The 20,964-nt window shown below is 65.5% G+C and carries 16 protein-coding genes and 1 tRNA gene; 6 read left to right on the top strand and 11 right to left on the bottom strand.

The window, feature by feature from the left end; all coding sequences use genetic code 11:
* Nucleotides 1-6: 6 nt before the first annotated feature.
* The 3 genes from napA to ACLIIZ_RS04610 are packed head-to-tail and all read right to left on the bottom strand — an operon-like array spanning nucleotide 7 to nucleotide 3,139.
* Complete coding sequence (gene napA / locus ACLIIZ_RS04620; RefSeq protein WP_416691020.1) at nucleotides 7-2,583, bottom strand: nitrate reductase catalytic subunit NapA; 2,577 nt, start codon at nucleotides 2,581-2,583, stop codon at nucleotides 7-9.
* Nucleotides 2,584-2,585: 2 nt separating this feature from the next.
* A complete protein-coding gene (locus ACLIIZ_RS04615) occupies nucleotides 2,586-2,837 on the bottom strand; it encodes a chaperone NapD (protein WP_416691019.1) in 252 nt (83 codons plus the stop codon).
* The gene (locus tag ACLIIZ_RS04610; protein ID WP_374327840.1) at nucleotides 2,834-3,139 is read right to left on the bottom strand and encodes a 4Fe-4S dicluster domain-containing protein; all 306 of its coding nucleotides are present in this window, start codon (nucleotides 3,137-3,139) and stop codon (nucleotides 2,834-2,836) included. The genes ACLIIZ_RS04615 and ACLIIZ_RS04610 overlap by 4 nt, the downstream gene beginning before the upstream one ends.
* Before the next feature lie 408 nt (nucleotides 3,140-3,547).
* Between ACLIIZ_RS04610 and moaA the strand changes: the two genes are divergently transcribed.
* Together moaA and ACLIIZ_RS04600 are read left to right on the top strand one after the other, a co-directional pair.
* Nucleotides 3,548-4,522, top strand: coding sequence for a GTP 3',8-cyclase MoaA (moaA, locus tag ACLIIZ_RS04605; RefSeq protein ID WP_416691018.1), 975 nt, complete (start codon nucleotides 3,548-3,550; stop codon nucleotides 4,520-4,522).
* A 101-nt stretch (nucleotides 4,523-4,623) separates the two neighbouring features.
* Nucleotides 4,624-4,699 (top strand) — tRNA-Asn (locus ACLIIZ_RS04600).
* A gap of 340 nt (nucleotides 4,700-5,039) precedes the next feature.
* Here ACLIIZ_RS04600 and ACLIIZ_RS04595 read toward each other — a convergent pair.
* Nucleotides 5,040-6,314 carry an Hsp70 family protein gene (locus ACLIIZ_RS04595; protein ID WP_416691017.1) on the bottom strand — a complete coding sequence of 425 codons (1,275 nt, stop codon included), beginning with the start codon at nucleotides 6,312-6,314 and terminating at the stop codon, nucleotides 5,040-5,042.
* 591 nt (nucleotides 6,315-6,905) lie between these two features.
* Nucleotides 6,906-7,466: a hypothetical protein gene (locus tag ACLIIZ_RS04590; RefSeq protein WP_416691016.1), complete on the bottom strand. Its 561-nt coding sequence runs from the start codon at nucleotides 7,464-7,466 to the stop codon at nucleotides 6,906-6,908.
* Nucleotides 7,467-7,707: 241 nt separating this feature from the next.
* Between ACLIIZ_RS04590 and ACLIIZ_RS04585 the strand changes: the two genes are divergently transcribed.
* Nucleotides 7,708-8,280 carry a DUF2726 domain-containing protein gene (locus tag ACLIIZ_RS04585; RefSeq protein WP_416691015.1) on the top strand — a complete coding sequence of 191 codons (573 nt, stop codon included), beginning with the start codon at nucleotides 7,708-7,710 and terminating at the stop codon, nucleotides 8,278-8,280.
* An 89-nt stretch (nucleotides 8,281-8,369) separates the two neighbouring features.
* Nucleotides 8,370-8,522, top strand: coding sequence for a hypothetical protein (locus ACLIIZ_RS04580; RefSeq protein ID WP_416691014.1), 153 nt, complete (start codon nucleotides 8,370-8,372; stop codon nucleotides 8,520-8,522).
* A 13-nt stretch (nucleotides 8,523-8,535) separates the two neighbouring features.
* On the opposite strand, the gene ACLIIZ_RS04575 is transcribed toward ACLIIZ_RS04580, so the two are convergent.
* The 6 genes from ACLIIZ_RS04575 to ACLIIZ_RS04550 form a co-directional block, all read right to left on the bottom strand.
* Nucleotides 8,536-9,924: a diguanylate cyclase gene (locus ACLIIZ_RS04575; protein WP_416691013.1), complete on the bottom strand. Its 1,389-nt coding sequence runs from the start codon at nucleotides 9,922-9,924 to the stop codon at nucleotides 8,536-8,538.
* Nucleotides 9,921-11,306, bottom strand: a complete 1,386-nt coding sequence (locus ACLIIZ_RS04570; RefSeq protein WP_416691012.1) for an exonuclease domain-containing protein — start codon at nucleotides 11,304-11,306, stop codon at nucleotides 9,921-9,923. Before ACLIIZ_RS04570 ends, ACLIIZ_RS04575 begins: the two co-directional genes overlap by 4 nt.
* 103 nt (nucleotides 11,307-11,409) lie before the next feature.
* Nucleotides 11,410-11,670, bottom strand: coding sequence for a hypothetical protein (locus ACLIIZ_RS04565; protein ID WP_416691011.1), 261 nt, complete (start codon nucleotides 11,668-11,670; stop codon nucleotides 11,410-11,412).
* Nucleotides 11,667-12,971 (bottom strand): hypothetical protein, encoded by a 1,305-nt coding sequence (locus ACLIIZ_RS04560; RefSeq protein ID WP_416691010.1) that lies wholly within the window; start codon nucleotides 12,969-12,971, stop codon nucleotides 11,667-11,669. Before ACLIIZ_RS04560 ends, ACLIIZ_RS04565 begins: the two co-directional genes overlap by 4 nt.
* A gap of 12 nt (nucleotides 12,972-12,983) precedes the next feature.
* Nucleotides 12,984-14,120, bottom strand: coding sequence for an SPFH domain-containing protein (locus tag ACLIIZ_RS04555; RefSeq protein ID WP_416691009.1), 1,137 nt, complete (start codon nucleotides 14,118-14,120; stop codon nucleotides 12,984-12,986).
* A 221-nt stretch (nucleotides 14,121-14,341) separates the two neighbouring features.
* Nucleotides 14,342-15,748, bottom strand: a complete 1,407-nt coding sequence (locus tag ACLIIZ_RS04550) for a short-chain fatty acyl-CoA regulator family protein (RefSeq protein ID WP_416691008.1) — start codon at nucleotides 15,746-15,748, stop codon at nucleotides 14,342-14,344.
* 257 nt (nucleotides 15,749-16,005) lie between these two features.
* Here ACLIIZ_RS04550 and ACLIIZ_RS04545 point away from each other — a divergent pair, with 257 nt between their 5' ends.
* Both ACLIIZ_RS04545 and ACLIIZ_RS04540 read left to right on the top strand, forming a co-directional pair.
* Nucleotides 16,006-16,671, top strand: a complete 666-nt coding sequence (locus tag ACLIIZ_RS04545) for a GntR family transcriptional regulator (protein ID WP_416691007.1) — start codon at nucleotides 16,006-16,008, stop codon at nucleotides 16,669-16,671.
* Between the two features lie 101 nt (nucleotides 16,672-16,772).
* Nucleotides 16,773-20,948 (top strand): SNF2-related protein, encoded by a 4,176-nt coding sequence (locus tag ACLIIZ_RS04540; RefSeq protein ID WP_416691006.1) that lies wholly within the window; start codon nucleotides 16,773-16,775, stop codon nucleotides 20,946-20,948.
* Nucleotides 20,949-20,964: the final 16 nt, after the last annotated feature.

Raw genomic sequence — 20,964 nt, 5'->3', positions numbered from 1 at the left:
CGTGACTCAGGCGCGGACGATCTTGACGGCGCACTTCTTGTAGTCCGTTTCCTTGGAAATCGGACAGGTGGCGTCGAGCGTCAGCTTGTTGACCAGCTTGCCTTCGTCGAAGAAGGGGATGAAGACGAGGCCCTGCGGCGGCTTGTTGCGGCCCTTGGTCTCGACGCGCAGCTGGATTTCGCCGCGCCGCGAGGCGACCTTGACCTTCATGCCGCGCTGGATGCCGCGCTTCTTGGCGTCGTCCGGATGCATGAAGACGACGGCTTCGGGCACCGAGCGGTGCAGTTCGGGAACGCGCCGGGTCATCGTGCCGGTGTGCCAGTGCTCCAGCACGCGGCCGGTACACAACCAGAGGTCGAACTCGCGGTCCGGCTTTTCCGGCGGGTCCTGGTAGGGCAGGGCGAAGATCACCGCCTTGCCGTCCTTGTGCCCGTAGAAGCGGATGCCTTCGCCGGCCTTGACGTAGGGGTCGTAGCCTTCGCGGAAGCGCCACAGCGTTTCCTTGCCGCCGACCACCGGCCAGCGCAGGCCGCGCGCTTTGTGATAGACGTCGAAATTGGCGAGGTCGTGACCGTGGCCGCGACCGAACATCGCGTATTCCTCGAACAGGCCCTTCTGCAGGTAGAAGCCGAGTTCCTTCGACTCTTCGTTCATGTAGCCCTTGATCGCGTGGCCGTTGGCCTTTTCCAGATCGGCGAGCGGGAACTTGTTGACCTGGCCGTTCTTGTAGAGCACGTCGAACAGCGTCTTGCCCTTCAGGTGCGGCGCCTTGGCGAGCAGGTCGGCCGGCCAGACTTCCTCGACCTTGAAGCGCTTGGAGAATTCGATGTACTGCCAGAGGTCGGACCTGGCGTCGCCGGGTGCCTTGACCTGCTGCCGCCAGAACTGCGTGCGCCGCTCGGCGTTGCCGAAGGCGCCTTCCTTCTCGGTCCACATCGCGGACGGCAGGACGAGGTCGGCGGCCATCGCCGACACCGTCGGGTAGCAGTCGGAGACGACGACGAAAGCTTCCGGATTGCGCCAGCCCGGGTAGATTTCCCCGTTGATGTTGGGGCCGGCCTGCATGTTGTTGGTGGTCGTCGTCCAGTAGCACTTGATCTTGCCGTCCTTCAGCGCCCGGCTCTGGGCCACGGCGTGGTAGCCGACCTTGGCGCTGATGGTGCCTTCCGGCAGCTTCCAGATTTCCTCGCTGTGCTTGCGGTGTTCGGGGTTCATCACCACCATGTCGGCCGGCAGGCGATGGGCGAAGGTGCCGACTTCGCGCGCCGTGCCGCAGGCGGACGGCTGGCCGGTCAGCGAGAACGGCCCGTTGCCCGGTTCGGAAATCTTGCCGACCAGCAGGTGCACGTTGTAGATCATGTTGTTCACCCAGGTGCCGCGGGTGTGCTGGTTGAAGCCCATGGTCCAGAAACTGACCACCTTCTTCTTCGGGTCGGCGTAGATTTCCGCCAGCTTCTTCAGGCGGTCGGCGGGGACGCCGGAGATCTTGCTGACCTTTTCCAGCGTGTAGTCGGCGACGAACTTCTTGAATTCCTCGAAGCTGATCGGCTTGGCGGCGCCGGTGTCGCCCTTCGGCTTGCCGTCGGCACCGGGGTAACCGTTCGACTTGGCGTCCTTTTCCAGCGCGTGCGCCGGACGCAGGCCGAAGCCGATGTCGGTTTCGCCCATCTTGAAATTGACGTGCTTGTCGACGAAGGCCTTGTTGACCTTGCCCGACTGGATGATGTGGTTGCAGATGTAGTTGAGGATGGCGAGGTCGGTCTGCGGCACGAAGATCATGCCGTTGTCGGCCAGTTCGAAGCTGCGGTGCTCGAAGGTGGACAGCACGTGGACCTGGGCGTCGGTGTGGGTCAGCCGGCGGTCGGTGATGCGCGACCAGAGGATCGGGTGCATTTCCGCCATGTTCGAGCCCCAGAGCACGAAGGCGTCGGCGTTCTCGATGTCGTCGTAGCAGCCCATCGGCTCGTCGATGCCGAAGGTGCGCATGAAGCCGGCGACCGCCGAAGCCATGCAGTGGCGGGCGTTGGGGTCGAGGTTGTTGGAGCGGAAACCGGCCTTCCACAGCTTGCTGGCGGCGTAGCCTTCCCAGATCGTCCATTGCCCGGAGCCGAACATGGCGACGGTCGATACCATCTCGTTCAGCGGCTTGCCGGCGTTGGCCTTCATGTCGGCGGCGAGCGCCGCCTTCCACTTCTGTTCCATGATGTCGAAGGCCTGCTTCCAGGTGATCGGCTGGAAGTCGCCGTCCTTGTCGAACTTGCCATTCTTCATGCGCAGCAGCGGCTGGGTCAGGCGATCCTCGCCGTACATGATCTTCGACAGGAAGTAGCCCTTGATGCAGTTGAGGCCACGGTTGACCGGCGCGTCCGGGTCGCCCTGGGTGGCGACGATACGTCCCTTCTGCACGCCGACCAGCACCGAGCAGCCGGTGCCGCAGAAGCGGCAGGCGGCCTTGTCCCAGCGGATGTCGGTGGCGTTCGGGGCCGCCTCGGCGGTGGCGATGCCGGCCAGCGGCATCCCGGCGGTTGCCGCGGCGGCGGCGACGGCCTGTGCCTTCAGGAATTCACGTCGATTCATGCTCATGGTCAAACCTCCTCAGTAGCGAACACTTCGTCGCTGTATTCGTAAGCAAGCGTCACCGACATCACGTGCGGCACCTGATGTACGGCAATGATCGAGTCGGAGACGGCGTAGCCTTCGCCGTCTTCGATCAGGGCAATCAACTGCCCCTTGCCGTCGTCCTGCGCGACGGCGGCGCCCGGGATGCGTTCGATCCCGGCCTGGACGTCGGCGAGGTGTTCCGGCAGGTACTTGAGAACCAGGCTGACGATTTTCATGAGCAATCCCCTGTCAAAGTGGGCGAGGTGGGTACGGCCTGCAGCACCAGCGCCCGGGTCGGGCAGGCGGGCAGGCATTCGGCGCAGCCGGTGCAGCGCGTGGCATCGAGTTCCGGCAAGGCGATGCCGCCCAGTTGCAGGCGGAAACGGATGGCGCCGGCGTCGCAGGATTCGGCACAGCTGCGGCAGACGACGCCGTTGGCGGCCAGGCAGCCCGGCCCGATCAGCACGACCTGCGGCCCCGGCTCGGCGGTGCGGCGGCCGAGGAGGAAGTTGCGTCGCGACAGGGTGGTTGGTTGCATGGTCTGGAATCGGTCCGGCATGGATGGCAAGCGCATCTTAGAAAGTGCGCGGCGCCACCGACAGGGGGGGTAAAACGCCGCTGGCACCGGCGCCTACGCCGAAAGAGGTAGCTGCGGATATTTCTGAAATGACGTAAAAACAAGGGCTTGTGTTCTTGTGCCGGTCGGCCGGCGCGGGCGGGCGCTACCGCCTCGCGCAATGGTGGTACGCCGCAATCGATGTCAGGAGCGTTGGCGGCCGGGCATCGGCAGAGAGCAGTGCCGGGAAAACCACGGTTTTGCCGGCCTGGCGGCGGTTTTTCCGGCGCTTTCGGCGAGGTGGCCGGCAATTAAGGGGTAGGGCGGCTTGTCTGGCGCCGGAAACTCGCATAATCGGCGCATCTCAGAAGCGCCGGGAGCGATTCCACCATGCTTGTTGACCGCCACAATCGCGTCGTCGATTACCTCCGTCTCTCGGTGACGGACCGCTGCGACCTGCGCTGCTCCTACTGCATGCCGGAAAGCTCCGCCTGCTACTCGGCCGCCGGCGACTGGCTGAGCTTCGACGAAATCGTCCGCATGGCGGAAGCCTTCGCCCGCCTCGGCGTGCGTCGCATCCGGGTGACCGGCGGCGAGCCGCTGACCCGTGCCCGCCTGCCGGAACTGATCGGCCGCCTGCATGCCATCGACGGCATCGACGACCTCTCGCTGAGCACCAACGGCACCCGCCTGGCGGCGCAGGCCGCCGAACTGAAGCGGGCCGGCGTCGCCCGCCTCAACGTCAGCCTGGACACGCTGGATCGTCGCGAATTCGCCCGCATCACCGGCCGCGACTGTCTGGACGATGTGCTCGCCGGGCTCGACGCGGCGGCAGCCCTCGATTTCCGGCTGATCAAGATCAACCAGGTCTGGCTGCCCGACTCCTCGCTAGCCGAACTCGACCGCATGATCGACTACTGCCGCCAGCGCGGCTTCATCCTGCGCCTGATCGAAAACATGCCGATGGGCACCGCCGCGCAAGCGATCGGCAGCCGCTCGCTGCAATCGGTGATCCACACGCTGCAGGCGCGCCACGGCCTGATCGACCACGTCCTGCCCGGCGGCGGCCCAGCCCGCTACCTGTGCTCGCCCGACCGGCAGTTCTCGATCGGCTTCATCACGCCGATCTCGCAGCACTTCTGCGACCGTTGCAACCGGGTCCGGGTCACCACCGCCGGTCAGCTCCAGCTCTGCCTCGGCCAGGAAAACCAGGTCGACCTGCGGCCGCTGCTGCGCGACCCCAACACCTCTCTTGGTGCGATCGAGGCGCTGATCCGCGATGCCATCGACCGCAAACCGCTGCAGCACGACTTCACCAGCGCGCCGCACAAGGTCGTCCGCCTGATGTCGGCCACCGGCGGCTGAAAGGCGGGAAGGCGGCGAACGGGAAAAACCGGCAAAAAATGCTAGGCCGACGCTCGTCTTTGCGTCTATAATGCGCGCCGCTGTCGCAACGACGGCAAGATTCCCCGATAGCTCAGTCGGTAGAGCGCCGGACTGTTAATCCGTAGGTCCCTGGTTCGAGCCCAGGTCGGGGAGCCAAAATTCAAGCACTTAGCCCGCCGTTTGGTGGGCTTTTTGCTGTCTGAAGGCATTGTTGCTGCAGTGTCCCGCGCGAGATTCGCTGCGGCATCGCTATACTCGATTTCAGGAGTCAGCGATGGCAACCATCACCGAACGTGGTGAATACCAGTATCAAGCAGTCATTCGCCGTAAAGGCCATCTGAATCGCTCCGGGTTTTGTAGAGGCTCTGCGGTTTAATTGCAGGCGCGTTCGGCTTGTACGGTGAGTTGCTGATAATACTGAGCTTCTTCAATTCCCGGGGCGATTCACTGTGCCGATTTTCTGCCGGGCAACAGCAAGAAGCCGGCCGCTTGTTGGCTAACGCCCCATCCCGTAACGGCGCGCTGCATCGACTGCCAGGCCCGCGCCAATGCTGCCGAAGAGGTCGCCTTCGACGATCCGGGCCTGGGGAAACAGCGCTGAAAGGCGCCGACGCAGCAGGGGAATGCCGCTCGATCCGCCGGTGAAGAAGAGCGTATCGATACCGGAGGCTGCCAGCCCTGCCTCGGGCAGCAGTCGAGAGACGGCAGCCTCGATCTTTTCCACCAGAATCTGGGCTGACAGATCAAATTGGCTGCGAGTCAGCAGCATTTGCTCCCCTGGAGAGAATCGCTCCAGGGAAAGCTGGGCCGTCTCCTGGCTGGAAAGGGCAATCTTGACTTGTTCAACCTGGTGGGCCAGCCAATGGCCGGCGCGCTCGCGGATCAAGGCCAGGAGACGATCAAGGCGCTCCGGCGCTATGGTTTCAAGTTGGAGTCGCTGCTGTTCGGCCCAGACCTGGCGGGTGTAGGCAAAGTTGATGGTGTGCCAGGTCGCCAGGTTGAAATAGATACTGGACGGCATTTCCCGACCGCTCTTCAACTGGCTGCGATGACCCAGCAGGGGCATGACTTCGGCCAGGCTCAGTTGTTTGTCGAAATCGGTGCCGCCGATGTGGATGCCATCGTTGGCCAGGACATCGCTCCATCGGTCGACTGCGTGTACTCGATCCGGGGAAAGACGAACGATGGAGAAATCGGAAGTGCCACCGCCAATATCGGCGACCAGGACCACTTCCTCCCGGGCAAGGCCGGTCTCGTAATGGAAGGCGGCGGCGATGGGTTCATACTGGAAACTCAGTTCCTTGAACCCCACCGCCCGGGCGATCTCGCCCAAGGTGGCCTCGGCCAGCCGATCGGCTGCGGTATCGTCATCGACAAAATGCACCGGCCGCCCGAAAACTGCCTGATTGAACGAGCGACCGCCGTGCGCTTCCGCCCGCGTCTTGAGGGTGGCGATGAACTGGGTCAGCAGATCGCGAAAGCGAATGGGGCGCCCCTGGACTTCGGTGACCCCGTCAATCAGGCTGCTGCCCAGGAGGCTCTTGAGGGACCGCATCAGCCGTCCCTCGTGGCCGTCGAGGTAGTCCTGAAGACCGGCCCGACCGAAGCGGACCGTGTCTTCCTCGGCATTGAAGAAAACGACGGAAGGCAAGGTCGGCTTGCCATCTTCGAGTAGGAGCAGCGTTGCCTGCTGCGGCCTCAGCCAGCCGACGGTTGAGTTGGAGGTGCCGAAATCGATCCCGAGGGCATGGGCTGAAGTAGGTGAAACCATGGAGGGGCTTTTTGGATGGGGCGGCGATGCTACAGCGCCGCCCCTTGCCTGTCCAGAAGCTTATGCCCGAGGCTAAGCGCCGGCCTCCAGCTTGCCTTACGTTTTCTCCGGAAACTTCGGCCAGGGCGAAAAGGCGAACGACCACAGTGCAATCAGGTTGAACAGCGGGACAAAGGCGATCAGGGCCCACCACGGCGACAGAGCAGCCTTCGTGAAGATGCGTGCGAAGAACCAGGCGGGGCGACAATGGCGATGAGGATCAGCCAGTGTCAGATGGAAAAGGCACCCATGTTCAGCTCCCTTGGTCAGCGGCGGTCGGCTTTGCCGCCGGCCAGTCGGAAAACGCGAGGATGCCGGCGACGACGAGAAAGCCGAGCAGCGGAACGATGGCGATCAGTGACAAGGCCGGGGGAAAACCCGCCCGGCCGCAGATTCGCCAGAGCGGAATGATCAGTAAGGCGATGCCAAATAATACATCGATGTGTTCTCCATATTTGGCTCTTGTCGATCTATGGCAGCCGCCTGGCCGTACTGCTGAGTGAGTTTTGGGGGCTGACGCCTGGCGTCGTCGCCGGGCGTCAGCCGGCTTGGTCAGAGCTTGTTGCCGGCCGGGTTGCCCTGCTGGGTGACCGGCTGGCTGCCACTCGCGGCTTGCGGGCTGGCGCTGCTCTGGGCAGTGGGCTGGGGGGGCTGGGTTGCGGTTTCGCGGGCGACTGAGGGTTGGCCGTCCTTGTCGTCGCCGCGGTCGAAGGTGAGGACCTTGCCGAAGGTCATCTGCATCCATTGCGGGTAGGTGTAGGCGGTGCCCTTGCTGTGATCGATGATGGCGCCGATGCCGCCGCCGAAGATGATGTTGCCCCACATGCCGGCGTTGGCGCGGGAGACGCCGCGGCCATGGGCGGGTTCCTGTTCGGCCTTGCTGCACAGCACGTTGAGGTCGCTCGGCGAGCGACGGATCGTGACGCTGCCCGGGGTGCGCAGGCGGACGCTGCCGTATTCATTGCTCAATTCGCAGTCTGCGTCGCGGATTTCGGTGCCGTCGGCGGTCCGGGTTTCGACCCGGATCGACTGGACGGTGTCGCCGGTGATGGTGGCGCAGCCGGTGGCGAGGACGGCTATGGTGAGGGCGAGGGTTAACCTGGTGGTTTGCATGATGTGTGTTCCAGTTTGAAAGGCGGCATTATCTCTTTGGCTTATGATGTATTCAATATTGGATGTCGATTGGCTGACGATGCCGGCAAGGCCTTGTGCGCGCCGCTGTCGCTGACGGGCGACAGAAATTTTCGTCGAAAACCCTCAATTGGCCGGTGATTGGCCATTTCCCGCCTTGAGCCGGAAACGGCAAAGGCGTAGCCTTTTTTGTCATTCCAAACGACTAAAACAGGAGGCAGAAATGGAATGGTTCGTGACAGGTTTGCTTGCCGTTGCCGCGCTTCTGGTATTGGCGACGCGTAAGCGGCGCAACGTGGTGTCCGTGGAGGAAAAGGCGCCCTACGTGCTGGTGGAGCGGCTGTTCTCGCCCGCAGAGCGCTCGTTCTTCGGGGTGCTGGAGCAGTCGCTGGGCGACGAGTTCCGGGTCTTTGGCAAGGTTCGCGTTGCCGATGTGCTGGGCATCGCCACTTGCCAGACGCGAGCGGCCTGGCAGAAAGCGTTCAACCAGATCAGCGGCAAGCATTTCGATTTCCTGCTCTGTCGCCCGGGTGATCTGCAGCCGGTTTGCGCCATCGAGTTGAATGACATCTCCCATACCCGCGGCAAGCGCAAGCGGCGCGACGATTTCCTGCATCATGCCTGTGCCGCTGCCGGTTTGCCGCTGGTATTCTTCCCGGCGCAGCGCGCTTATCTGGCGGACGATGTGCGCGGTGCGGTGGCGGTGGCGCTGGGTGCGCCCCAGATGCAGGCGGCGGACGGCGATGTGGTTTTCCCGGAGTTGCTTGCCGCTTGCCGGGGGGCGGGGAGTAGCTGAGGCCGGAACTTGCCGGTGCGATGATTGGAGCTTGAATGCGTGTTCGTTGGTTTGTTTTGCTGTTTTGCGCAGGGCTTCAAGCTTGTGCCGTGGTTGCAGTGGCCGACGCCGCAGTGACGGTGGTGGCGACGACGGTGAAGGTCGGCGCGACGGTGGTGGAAACGGCGGCCGATGTGGCCGCCGCTGGCGTTGACGCGGCGGTTGGCGACGACGAGGAAGAGGCGGCGCCCGCTGCCGATTGAAACGCGTCGGGATTCAGCCGCCGGCCACTCGGTTGCGACCGGCATGCTTGGCTTCATAAAGTGCGGCGTCGGCGCGGGCGACCAGATCGTTCGGCTGGTCGTCGATGCGGTAGGCGGCAACGCCGAAGCTGGCGGTTTGCTGCCCGATGCCGGAGAACTCGTGGGCGGCGATGGTGGTGCGCATTTTTTCGGCGAGCCGGCCAGCGCCGGCGAGATCGGTGTGCGGCAGCACGATCATGAATTCCTCGCCGCCCCAGCGGCCGACGACATCGGTTTCGCGGCTGCCTTCACTGAGCAGTCGCGCGATGTCGATCAGCGCGCGGTCGCCGGCCTGGTGGCCGTAAGTGTCGTTGATACGCTTGAAGTGATCGATGTCGAGGAGGACGATCGCCAGCGCCTGATCGTAGCGCCGGCAGCGCTGGATTTCGGCGGCCAGCGCTTCGTCGAGCTTCATCCGGTTGTAGATGCCGGTCAGCCGGTCGGTGACTGAAAGCCGCGCCAGTTCGCGGTTCAAGCGGCTGAGCTTGCGCATCCAGAAGGCGCCGATCAGCGCAATGACCAGGCCGCCGGCCAGCAGTTGCCAGACCAGCCGGTAATCGGTGCCGTTCTGGACGGTGATCGAGACGTGGCGATTGACGATCTGCTCGCGGTCGGCCGCGCTCAAGGTGGCGACGCCCTTGTCGAGGATGTCGCGCAAGGCCGGCTCGCTCTTGATCACGCCGATGCGCAACTGGTTGCCGAGTTCCGGAACCTGGCCGGCGATCTTCAGGTTGAACAGGCCCTGCTTGCGGATCGCGTGGGCGGCGACGATCAGCGAGCGCACGGTGAAATCGGCCTTGCGTTCGGAAACCAGGGTCATCGCTTCCGGTTCGCTTTCGGTGAGGACGATGCGCAGGTTGGGGTAGTCGCGGCGCAGGTGCTCCTCGACCATGGTGCCGCGCGGCAGGGCGACGCTTTCGTCGCGCAGCCAGCGCACATCGCCGACGAAGGGATGGTCTTCGCGGGCGATGATCATGTTCGGGTCGACGAAGATCGGCGCCGTGAAGTCGAGCCAGCGCTCGCGTTCCGGCGTCCGGTTGAGGAAACTCATGATCTGGCAGCGGCCGGCTTTCGACGCGGCCAGGCTTTCCTCCCAGGTGCGCGTCGGGTAGAGCATGATCTTCAGGCCGGTGCGGCGCGCGACCTGCTGGATCAGGTCGGCGGCGATGCCGACATGGCGACCGCGCTCGTCGATCTGCTCGAACGGCGCCCAGTCCGGATCGACGCACATGCGGACGATCGGCATGGCGGCCAGGTAGGCCTGTTCGGTGGCGGTGAGCTCGATGAGCGGCGCCGTGTTTTCGGCTTCCGTCGCCGTCGCGCGGAGGGCGATGCACAGCGCGGCTGCCAGCAGGCGTTTCATGGCTGGCCCTGACGCAGCGGTTTCATCAGCCGCAGGTGCTTGTTCAGGATGGTGTAAGTGCTGTGGTCGAAAGGCGGCCGGCCGGCAGCAAGCAGCGCATCGATCTCGCCTGTGCTGCGTACCGTGCCGAGGTAGCGCCAGCCGTCGATGACGTGAATCTCGTCGCCCTCGTGGATCACCGCCGGGCCGGGGAAGGGCCAGCTCGGCAGCTTGAGGGCGACCAGCGCGCCGACCAGGCGGGCGCTGTGGCTGGCCAGCGTTTCCTTGCCGACGCAGGCGCCCTTGCAGCGTCCGGCGGCGTGCCCCGGGCAGGCCTGCCCGGCCGGCGCGTGTTCAAGGCCGCTGAGGATATCGCAGAGCTGGTTGGTTTCGACCAGGTTGCGCAGGAATTCCTTGGCCTGGCGCGCGTTGCTGAACAGCCCGTAGCAGGCCTTGCCGGTCCCGACGCCGAGGTTGCGGACCAGGCTCAGTTGCGGCCGCAGCCAGCCGTCGCCGGCGTTGATGAAGGTCCAGGTGCAGACTTCCTCGTCGTCGCGCAGCGGGCCGTTCTGGGTCGGCCGCAACTGCTTGACCAGCGCCGTTTCGCGTAGCCGGGTGCCGATCTCGCCGGCGGTCTGGATCCAGTCGATGCGCCGCGTCTGCTGTACCAGCGCGCGTTCGCGCGGCGAACGCTGCTTGCCGGAAAAGAGGGCCAGGATCCGGCCGCGGATGTTCTTTGCCTTGCCGACGTAGAGCGGCAGGTCGTCCTGGTCGTTCCGGCTGCCGTAGAGCAGATAGACGCCGGGGGTGTCGGGCAGCGCGTCGACGATTTCGGCGTCGATGTGCGGCGGCAGGCTGGAATAGGGGTTCAGTTCGGCGAGCGCCGAGGCGATTTCGTCGGCGCTGCGGTCGTCGTGGATCTTCTGCCAGAACTGGTGGATCAGGCGGGCGTCGGCCAGTGCCCGGTGGCGGCCGCTGGCGTGCAGGCCGTGCCGCTCGATCAGCGCGTCCAGGCTGTGGCGCTTGAATTCGGGGTAGAGCGCGCGCGACAGCTTGACGGTACACAGCACCGGCGCCCGGAAATCGATGCCGAGCTGGCGGAATTCGCTTTTCAGGAAGCCGTAGTCGAAACTCGCGTTATGGGCGACGAACAGCCGCCCCTGCAGGCGGCGCCGGACTTCGTCGGCAACATCGGCAAAGGGTGGGGCGCTGGCGACCATGGCATTGCTGATGCCGGTCAGGCGTTCGACGAAAGGGGCGATGCGCCGTCCCGGATTGACCAGTTGTTGCCACTCGCGAACGCTGCCATCGGCATCGACTTCGACGATACCGATTTCCGTGATGCGGTCACTGGCGGCGGTGGCGCCGGTCGTTTCCAGGTCGACGAAGGCGATGGCGGTCATGGCCGGGATTGTCTCATGACTGGGTGGCGTGGCGATTCAGGGGCAGGGCGAAAAAGTCGTCGGCTGTCACCGGCAGGCCGCAATGCCCATGACTGCTCCGTGTTCAGGAAAACTCATCCCTGATCCGCCGCACCCGGGCGCGATAGTCGCTCACGTTGTCGCCGTCGATACGCGTCCGCTGCGTACCGGTGATCTCGTCGACCTTGATGTCCGTGCCTTGCACCGGCTGCGCCGCAACCTTGGTTTCGCGCTCGAAGCCGTGCGACTTGTCGGTGTTGCGGTAGTAACGGTACAAAGTCCAGTACAGCGCGCTTGCGCCGACCGGGCCAGCCAGGAGCAGCCAGAGTCCGCTGTCGTCGCTCATGAGAAATTCACCAGGATCGCAATGGCGATGGTTTCGAGGATGGTGCCGACGGTGAGCGCGGCCAGCAGCAGTTTCCATTGCTGCACCGGCACGCTGCCCATGGTTTCGCCGGTGCGGGCATTGACCGCGATGTAGTGCAGCATGCCGCCATTGGCGCCGGTCTGGTGGTAGGAGTACAACCAGACCGGCAGGTACATGGAAACCCAGCGGCTGCCGTGCACATCGAGCTTTTCCTGTTCCCAGCGCACGCCACGGTTGTAGCGGCGCACCGAGTTTTCGACCTGGGCGCGGCCAATCGACAGCAGTTGGTCTTCCAGCCGCGGTCGCAGGTGTTCGATGTTGCTGTCGCGTTTTTCCGAGGAGAAACCCGACAGGTAGGACGCGTTCCACTTCACCGCGTTCTTGGTGTCGAAGGGCAGGATGGTGTTGATGATGTTGTTGGTATTGGCGCGGGTGTCGAGGTTGCCGCGTTCGCTGGACGATTCCAGTGGCAGATCGTCGACGGTGAAATCGACGTGCCGGTCAACCTGGTAGATGTCGGCGTCGTAGTAGGTCTGCTTGTTCTTGTCGGAGCCGCGCGTGTATTCGCGCGTCTTGATCTCGCCCTTGCCGCCGACCTCGACACTCACGTTGCCGTCAACGATCATGTAGGGCAGGTAGACGCCGATCACGTTCTCGGGCGTGAACTGCGTCTTGAACGCCTTCAGGGCGAACAGTCGGCGTTTATCGACGAACTGGCGGATACGTGCCACCGCGTCTTCCTTCCTGATGCGAAAGGGCAGAACCGCGTCGGGGACCGCGCCGTTGGCGATCTGCTCGTTCACCCCCAGGGTATGGCGACACCAGTGGCAGCGCGCGGTCATCGCGTTTTCCGTGTTGATCGTCACCTCGGCCCCGCAGCCGGTGCACTTGAAGGTCATCAGGGCTGCGGCATCGGCGGCGATGTCGCGGGCACCGGAGGCGATGACGGTGCCCTGGAGATCGTCAATGCCTTCCCCCAGCCCGAACAGTTCCTCGACCCGCGTGCCGTCCCATTCGTTGCGGCAGTGCAGGCAAACCAGCGAATCGCTGCCGGGCTTGAGGCGGATGTCGGTCGAACCGCACTTCGGGCAGCGGTTGATGCCATCGCTGAGTTCGGTTGCGGCGGTGTCGATGATGGCCGGGTCGGGCGCCTCCAGTTCCTGGCGGATCGCCTTGGGCAGCGCCGGATCGACTGGCTGGCTGCCTGGGCGCGGCGGCACGTCGCGCGGCGAACCGGGGCCGGCGACCGGGCGTCGCGGAGGGAATTCGGAATCGGCCATGGTCGCGCTGCGCTACAGGCCCAGCGCCTTCGCCTTGAGCGCGTCGTAGTCGGCCTGGGTGATCAGGCCGAGATCGAGCATCTCCTTGGCTTTCTTCAGCTTGGCGACCGGGTCGTCCGCGGCGGGCGCCACTGGCTGCTGCTGCAGCCCGGCGAGGCCACCGGTGGCCATGCCGATGCCTACCAGCCCGGCGGCGCCACTGTGTTCGCCCGCCGACTGGATGCCCTGCGCGACGCTGGCCTGCAGGTTCGAGTTGCCGCGCGCACCGGACAGCGCGTCGGCGCGCTGGACAGTCTTCAGCAACTCACGCGTGGCCGCGTCGTATTCGATCGAGACGATGGCGGTCTTGGTGATCGCCAGACCGCGATCGGATTTCCACTGGTAAGCCTGCTCGACCGCATCGGACAGGCTCCTGGCGAAGCCGACCGTGTCCTGCTGGATGCGGGCGATGCGGTTGCCCTTGCCTGGGTCGTTGGTGTACAGACTGAAGGCGGGCGCCAGCGAAGCGACCACCTCGTTGAACAACTGGCTGGCGGCGGCGTTGTCGAAGTCGCTGAAATCGAAAACCTTGCCGGCTTGCAGGTAGGTCGCCGGCACGAAGTTCTTCACGAACAGGATCGGGTCGACGATCTTCAGCGTATACGAACCGCGGGTGATCGCGCCGACCTGCGTATTGAGGAAAGCATCGTCCCAGTAGATCTCGGACTGCGTGCCGAAGCGGTTGTCCGGCAATTCCTTCAGCGAAACGAAGAACGCAGCCTGCTGCGAACCGGGCTGGCCACCGAACTTGAAGCGTTCCCAGCTCTGCATGATCAGCGCGCTGACGATGTTGTCGCCGGCGAAGATCGACTGCGAGTTGAGGTCGTCCGAGCGCCACTCGTAACCGCCCGGTTCGGCGACGAAGGCGGTGATCTTGCCTTCCTGGAAGAGCAGCAGCCCGTAGCCCTCGGGGACGACGATCTTCGAGCCGTTGCTGATGATGTTGGAGGAGCCGCTGGTGTTCGAGCCGCGCCCGGCATTGGTGCCCTGCGGCACTGCCGCGAACAGTGCCGCCGTGGACGGCAGGCCGGCCGGCACCGTGTAGAAGTCTTTCCACTGGTCCGCCAATACACCGCCGACCGCACCGCTCACCGCCCGCAAAAGACCCATGACAACTCCCCACTGAAGATTCGTTGAGACCACCAGAGACCAGCCGCCCGGCTAGGCGCGATGCCGATTCCGACCGGGAAACGCGCCAGGGGCGATGCTCGATGACTTGATCGGTGGCAAGTATCCCCGGGCCTTTCGCCGCATGTCAAACGGGACAGCAAAGGCACGGGCTGATCTTGCTCATGGCTGGCGTCATCCCCTGGCGGGGTGGGGGGGGCGCTTCAGGCGTAGGGCGAGAAGTGCCGCCGGTTCTCGTCGACGACCAGGGCGTTGCCGCTGGGCGGGAAGGCGCGCTGCGGGCAATGGGCGCGCGGACAGACCTTGCAGGCCGTGCCGATCGGCGTGAAGCCGTCTACGGCCTTGAGGTCGAGGCCCTTGCTGTAAACCAGGCGCTCGGCGTGGCGCAGGTCGCAGCCGAGGCCGATCGAGAAGGTCTTGCCTGGGGCGCCATAGCCGCCGTGGCCGCGGTGGACGCTGCGGGCGATCCACAGGTAGTTGCGGCCGTCGGGCATGGCGGCAAGCTGGGTGAGGATCTTGCCGGGCTGGGCGAAGGCTTCATAGACGTTCCACAGCGGACAGGTGCCGCCGATGCGCGAAAAGTGGAAGTCGGTCGCTGACTGGCGCTTCGAAATGTTGCCGGCGCGATCGACGCGGATGAAGAAGAAGGGGACGCCGGGGGCCTGCGGGCGTTGCAGCGTGGACAGCCGATGGCAGGCGGTTTCGTAACCGACGCCGAAGCTGCGGCCGAGTTGTTCGATATCGTAGCGGCAGGCTTCGGCGCTTTCCAGATAGCGGCCGTAGGGCAGCAGCAAGGCGCCGGCGAAGTAGCTGGCCAGTCCGATGCGTGCCAGGCGCCGGGTTTCCTCGTCGTCCGGGGCGGCGCCGGCGGCCAGTTCGTCGATCAGTTCGCCGGCTTCGAGCCGGGCCAGTTGGGTTGCCATGTGGAAGGCCTGCTGGCCGCTGCTGAGCGACGCCGACAGGCGCAGACGGCGGGCTTTCTCGTCGAAATCCCGCAGCAGCCCGCGATCATTGTCGTCGGTGCTGACCAGGATGCCGTGCCGCTCGCTCAGGCGGCGGGCGAGGCCGTTGCCGGTGTTGCCGGGGCGCAGTTGCCAGTCGGCGAAGCAGCGCTCGGCGAGTTCGTCGAGTTCGGCGACATGGTTGTGGCGGCGGTAGAAGAAATCGCGCACCGCTTCGAAAGGCATCGGTCGCGGCAGTGTCTCGGCCTGCCGGTCAAGGCCGAGACGGCTCGCCCAGATCGCTTCGCGTTCGCGTGCCTCGTGCAGTTGCCGGCCCTGTTGCAGCAGCAGGCGGGCGACGCCGGGCAAGCGGCTGGCCAGTTCGCGGATTTCCGCCAGCCCCGGTGCGTCGTCGTTCGGCGCATCGGCGAAGAGGTCGCGCAGTTCGCTGATCAGGCGCGCTTCGTCGTCCTCGGAAAATAGCTGGACATCGATGCCGAAAGCCGCGTTCAGGCGCAACAGCACCGACACCGTCAGCGGCCGCTGGTTCTGTTCGAGCTGGTTCAGGTAGCTCGGCGAGAGGCCGAGCGCCTGCGCCAGCGCGACCTGCGTCATCTGCCGTTCCTCGCGCAGGCGCTTCAGGCGCAGGCCCATGAAGGTTTTTTTCACAAGGATTCCTCAGCGAATTCGCAAAATTCGCAAACGCGTGCTGCTTGTTTCGCAAAGTCACGCAATTTCAGTGGTTTATGAATTTTTTGCGATGCGTATATTGCAAAAAACCGGCGCCGCCGGCAAGTCAATCTTCATCATCCTTTCGGGAGATCATGCATGTTCGTCAATCCCTACCTCTATTTCGAAGAACTCTTCCCTTCGCCGCCGCCAAGCCCGCCGGAGGAGGCGGTGGTGCAAGCGGAAAGCGACGCGTCATGTCCGGACTGATCGGCGCAGTGGCCGCCGGCTCCCCCGCGCCGGGCGGGCTGGCGCTGTACGAGGGCATCGCCGATTCGCTGCGCGAACGCATCTTCGCCCATCGACTGGCGCCAGGCAGCCCGGTCGACGAGGTGGCACTGGCCCGCCATTACGGCGTCAGCCGGACGCCGGTACGCGAGGCGGTGAAGGTATTGGCCAGCGAAGGCCTGCTCGAGGTTGTGCCTTATCGTGGTTGCCGGGTGGCTCGCATCGCCGGCGACGATCTTGCCGCGGCGCTCGACGTCGTCGAACTCATTGCGCGTCACGCGCTGCTTCGCCTGCTCGGGCAAGCCGAGGCAGCGGGGCGCATGCGGCTGAGTCAGGCTGCGGCGGGCGGTAGCTGGGCGGGGTTTTGCCACATCGCCGTCGAACTGCTCGCCCAGCCGTCGTTGGCGGCGGTCAGCCGCAACCTGCACCAGCAACTGCAGCTCTGCCTCGGCCCGGCGCTGGCATTCGCCGACCGGGGCGGGTCGCCGGCGCTGCGCGCAGCCCTGTGCCAGGCTATCGAACAGGCCGACCCGGCGGCGGTGCTGGCGGCGTATCGTGAGTTGGCGGCTGATTTTCGCGTCAGTCTGCTCGGCGCCTGCGATGAACAACAGCGGGAGATCGCGGTTTCTGGTTGACGGGGGGCGCTTAGGGCGAAAATACTTGCGGTTTGGCGTCAGCTTTTTCGCCCTTTCCTCCTGTCACTCCCATGACCGACGATTTTTTCCCGCTGCCGCCGATGACTGACACCGCCCCGTCATGCGACATCCAGGGCTTGTCCGCCGACACCCACAAGGTGGCTCTGGCCGGCGCGCTGTTGTGGTCGTATTTCACCCGGACCCAGGTCCATGAGCTGCTCTCGCTGCTGGCACTCAAGAACGCGGCCGGACGCAACTTCACCGGCGAGCAGGTCAAGACGGCGCTCCAGGAACTGAACCAGCGCCAGTTGCTTGACGAACACGCGCAACGTCCCGGTTATTTCCGGCTGGTCGATTCGCTGCGTGTTCCGCTCTACCGGCAATTGCTCGAACTCAAGGGCGCGCGTCAACTGGCTGAACTGGTTTGCCGTGTCCATCAATTCGACTTGCGGCGGGCATGGTTGTACAGCTTTCGCGGCAAGCAGTCGGGCAGCATCGCCCTGTTGCGCGCCATGTTCCTGGCTGGAGCGGGGCGGGAGGAAATTGCGCCGCTGGCCAATGTGCTCAACGAGGAACAGAACTGGTGGCAACTGGCGGCGGAGGCGGTTCTTCTGCCCTTTGACGGCGAGAGTTTCGAACGTCTCGATCCCTACTGGCAAGCCGAACTGGCCAACCGGGCGGTCATTTCGCTCAGCAACCATTGGGAGAGCGGCTTCCTGCCGGTGGTCGACTGGGCCTGGGCGCGATTGCAGTCCCGACCGGAAAGCCTGGCTCCCCACTTGCGCATGGCACTCGCCGATCTCGCGCTGCAGCGCGGCGATACGGCCGTGCTAGGGCTGGCGCTGGACGGCATCGATGGTGCCGGTTGCGATGTTCTGCGGGCAGCGGCGCTGATTGCCGATGGACAGTGGGCGGTTGGGCAACAGGCCTACGAGGCTGCCCTCAAGCGCGGCCAGGCCGAGATGGGCGTGCGCAAACGGGTGTTTCCGGACTCGGTCGCCTGGCTTTACCCTCTCTCCCTGCTGGCGCAGGGCGGTCCGAAGCAACTCGAACTGGCGCGCAAATTCTGCGTCGGCGAAGCCGGCACGCGAACCCCCAGCGCTTACGACGATTGGGGGCGCTGGGTCAATGCGATCGATGCCCGACTGGGCAACGCGCCGCTGGTACCGGGCGCGTTTTCGTTGCAGGACTCAGGCTACGAGCCCTATTCGCTGACAATTTTCTGGAAGGTCATGCTGGCCGCCTGGATCGGCACCGAGGTCCTGGGCGTCGCCAAGGCCGGCAAGAAGACGGTGCTGGTTTTCGACGGTCTGCGCCGCCGCCTGCAGGAGTGCGGATTCAAGCGCCTGCTCGGTATGCTGGACGCCGCCGAAGCCGTGCTTGGCGGCGACGAGCCGCCGGCCGGATTCTTTGTCGCCGGCAAGGGCGAGCGCTGGCGCGAAGTGCTCGGCGCGCTCCAGGCGCTGGCGGGCGAAGGCGCCTCAGCCGCCAAGGGCAAGGACGACGCCGAAAAGACCCGCATCCTGTGGACCTTGAGCATCGGCAAGCAGGGCGAATTGCTCGACATCAAGCCCCTTGAGCAGAAACGCGGCAGCCGTGGCTGGAGCACGCCGAAGGCGCTGCCGCTCGGCCGTCTGGCGGCCAATCAGGCGCTGTCGCCGGCCGACGCTCGCGTCGCCCGCTGCCTGCGCGCCGATCGCTATTACGCCAAGCGTTTCAATATCGATCTGGCCGCTGCGCTTGGCGCCCTGGTCGGCCACCCGGCGGTGACCCTGGAAAAGGCGCCGGGGCAGCTGGTCGATCTGGTCGAAACGCCGCCCGAGTTCGAAGCCGTCCGCCAGGGCGACAAGATCGTCATGCGCATCAACCCGCCCCTGCGCGCGGAGGATACCGACAGTTATTACCTGGATGCGGAGGCCAAACGCGACGCCGAGGCGCTGCGCCTGATCACCTTGTTGCCGGACGGGGCGCAGCGCGTCCGGCTGGTGCGCTACACGGCGGCGCAAAAACGCGCCGCGCAACTGGTGTCCGGGCGCTTTGCGGTGCCGGCGAAGGCCGAGGGCGCGCAGGCCGAACTCGACAAGACCCTGCAGGCGCTGGCCGGGCATTTCCAGGTGCAGGCCGATGCGGCGCAGGCTTCGCGGCAGGTGGCGGCGGAAACTCGCCTGCGGGCGGAACTGGCGCCGGTCGGCGAAGCGCTGTCGCTGCGCCTGGTCGCCGCGCCCTTCGGCGCCGACGGCCCGCGCCTGCCGGTGGGTAGTGGCCGGGTCCGGCTGATGGCGGCGATCGGCGGCGAAACCCTGGGTACCGAGCGGAATCTTGCGGCGGAAAGGAAACATCTGGAAAGTCTGCTCGACGCTTTCCCTTACCTTGAAGAGATCGGCGATCCGGCGGCCGGCGAGTGGCTGATCGAAGACCCGGAGCAGGCGCTCGGCCTGGTCGAGGGCCTGCCGGCGCAAGCCGGCATCGCCGCCGTCGATTGGCCGAAGGGCAAGAGCGTCCGCGTCATCAGCGTCGACGCCGGCAAGCTCGGCATCACCGTCAACAAGGAGCGCGACTGGTTCCGCGTCGCCGGCCAGGCGGCGCTCGATGAAGGCCTCGTCGTGCAACTCTCCAGCCTGCTCGCCGCCGCCCGCGACAAGAGCCGCTTCATCCCGATCGGCGACGGCGTCTATGCGGCGCTGACCCGCTCGCTGAAACAGAAACTGCTCGATCTGGCGGCGGTCGCCGAAGTCGACAAGCAGGGCAGTAAAGTCCCGCAGATCGCCGCCGCCTGGCTCGACGACGTGCTCGACGGCACCGGGCTGGAGGCCGGGGCCGATTTCCGTCAGGCCATCGACCGCCTGCGCGCGGCACAGAACATCATGCCGAAGCTGCCGAAATCCCTGCAGGCCGAATTGCGCCCTTACCAGGAAGAGGGCTACCAGTGGGCGATGCGCCTTGCCGCCGCCGGCATGGGCGGCTGCCTGGCCGACGACATGGGGCTCGGCAAGACCCTGCAGGCGCTCGCCGTCATGCTCGAACGGGCGAAAGGCGGCGCCACCCTGGTCGTCGCGCCGACTTCGGTGTGCGGCAACTGGTTGGCCGAGGCGCTGCGTTTCGCGCCCAGCCTGAACGCCCGCATCTACAGCGAGGCCGGTGACGCCGAACGCGAGCAGTTGATCGACGGAGCCGGCCCGCAGGACGTGCTGATCGTCTCCTACACCCTGCTGCAACTGGCCCAGGAACGTTTTGCCGGCCGTTCATGGCACACCGTCGTCGCCGACGAGGCGCAGGCGATCAAGAACGCGGCGACCAAGCGTTCGCAGGCGGTCTTCGAGCTGCCGGCCGATTTCCGCCTGGCCCTCTCGGGAACGCCGGTGGAAAACCGGCTGGCCGAACTGTGGTCGATCATGCGCTTCGCCAACCCCGGCCTGCTCGGCAGCAGCGGCCGCTTCAACGAACGCTTCGCCGGCCCCATCGAACGCAACCGCGACCGCGACGCCCAGCACGTCCTGAAACGCCTGATCGCCCCCTTCGTCCTGCGCCGCACCAAGGCGCAGGTGCTGCAGGATCTGCCGCCGCGTACCGAGTTGATCCTCTCGGTCGCTCCGGAGTCCGCCGAGGCGGCGCACTACGAAGCCTTGCGCCGGCAGGCGATCGACGAGGTCGGGACGCTCGACGCCCAGGCCGGGCAGGCGCGTTTCAACATCCTGGCGCAACTGACCCGGCTGCGCCGCGCCGCCTGCGATCCGCGCCTGGTCAGTCCGGAATTCGGCATCGTCGGCGCCAAGGTGCAGGCCTTCGCCGAACTGGCCGCCGAACTCACCGCCAACGGGCACAAGACCCTGGTCTTCAGCCAGTTCGTCGATTTCCTGCAGATCCTGCGCGCGCCGCTCGACGCCGCCGGCATCAGCTACCAGTACCTGGACGGCGCGACGCCGGCCGCCGAACGCAGCAAGCGCGTCGCCGCCTTCCAGGCCGGCGACAGCGACCTCTTCCTGATCAGCCTGAAAGCCGGCGGTTTCGGCCTCAACCTGACCGCCGCCGACTACGTGGTGATCACCGATCCCTGGTGGAATCCGGCCGCCGAGGACCAGGCGATGGGTCGCGCCCACCGCCTCGGCCAGCTACGGCCGGTGACCGTCTATCGTCTGGTCAGCAAGGGCAGCATCGAGGAACGCATCGTCGATCTGCACCACGACAAGCGGGCGCTGGCCGACAGCATCCTCGACGAGGGCGACGCCTCGACGCTGCCGTCGACGGAAGACCTGGTGGCGCTGATCCGGGGCGAGTAGGGAGCGGGGGGCGGCG

It is taken from the genome of Azonexus caeni, assembly GCF_048146105.1.
Taxonomy (GTDB): Bacteria; Pseudomonadota; Gammaproteobacteria; order Burkholderiales; family Rhodocyclaceae; genus Azonexus; species Azonexus aromaticus_B.
The sequence above is the reverse complement of the archived record's forward strand: the minus strand, read 5'-3'. Positions and strand labels throughout refer to the sequence as shown.

Excerpts from the sequence above, each read along its gene's own strand:
- napA (WP_416691020.1), bottom strand. The coding sequence starts at position 2,583 with ATGAGCATGAATCGACGTGAATTCCTGAAGGCACAGGCCGTCGCCGCC.
- ACLIIZ_RS04615 (WP_416691019.1), bottom strand. The coding sequence starts at position 2,837 with ATGAAAATCGTCAGCCTGGTTCTCAAGTACCTGCCGGAACACCTCGCC.
- ACLIIZ_RS04610 (WP_374327840.1), bottom strand. The coding sequence starts at position 3,139 with ATGCAACCAACCACCCTGTCGCGACGCAACTTCCTCCTCGGCCGCCGC.
- moaA (WP_416691018.1), top strand. The coding sequence starts at position 3,548 with ATGCTTGTTGACCGCCACAATCGCGTCGTCGATTACCTCCGTCTCTCG.
- ACLIIZ_RS04595 (WP_416691017.1), bottom strand. The coding sequence starts at position 6,314 with ATGGTTTCACCTACTTCAGCCCATGCCCTCGGGATCGATTTCGGCACC.
- ACLIIZ_RS04590 (WP_416691016.1), bottom strand. The coding sequence starts at position 7,466 with ATGCAAACCACCAGGTTAACCCTCGCCCTCACCATAGCCGTCCTCGCC.
- ACLIIZ_RS04585 (WP_416691015.1), top strand. The coding sequence starts at position 7,708 with ATGGAATGGTTCGTGACAGGTTTGCTTGCCGTTGCCGCGCTTCTGGTA.
- ACLIIZ_RS04575 (WP_416691013.1), bottom strand. The coding sequence starts at position 9,924 with ATGAAACGCCTGCTGGCAGCCGCGCTGTGCATCGCCCTCCGCGCGACG.
- ACLIIZ_RS04570 (WP_416691012.1), bottom strand. The coding sequence starts at position 11,306 with ATGACCGCCATCGCCTTCGTCGACCTGGAAACGACCGGCGCCACCGCC.
- ACLIIZ_RS04565 (WP_416691011.1), bottom strand. The coding sequence starts at position 11,670 with ATGAGCGACGACAGCGGACTCTGGCTGCTCCTGGCTGGCCCGGTCGGC.
- ACLIIZ_RS04560 (WP_416691010.1), bottom strand. The coding sequence starts at position 12,971 with ATGGCCGATTCCGAATTCCCTCCGCGACGCCCGGTCGCCGGCCCCGGT.
- ACLIIZ_RS04555 (WP_416691009.1), bottom strand. The coding sequence starts at position 14,120 with ATGGGTCTTTTGCGGGCGGTGAGCGGTGCGGTCGGCGGTGTATTGGCG.
- ACLIIZ_RS04545 (WP_416691007.1), top strand. The coding sequence starts at position 16,006 with ATGTCCGGACTGATCGGCGCAGTGGCCGCCGGCTCCCCCGCGCCGGGC.
- ACLIIZ_RS04540 (WP_416691006.1), top strand. The coding sequence starts at position 16,773 with ATGACTGACACCGCCCCGTCATGCGACATCCAGGGCTTGTCCGCCGAC.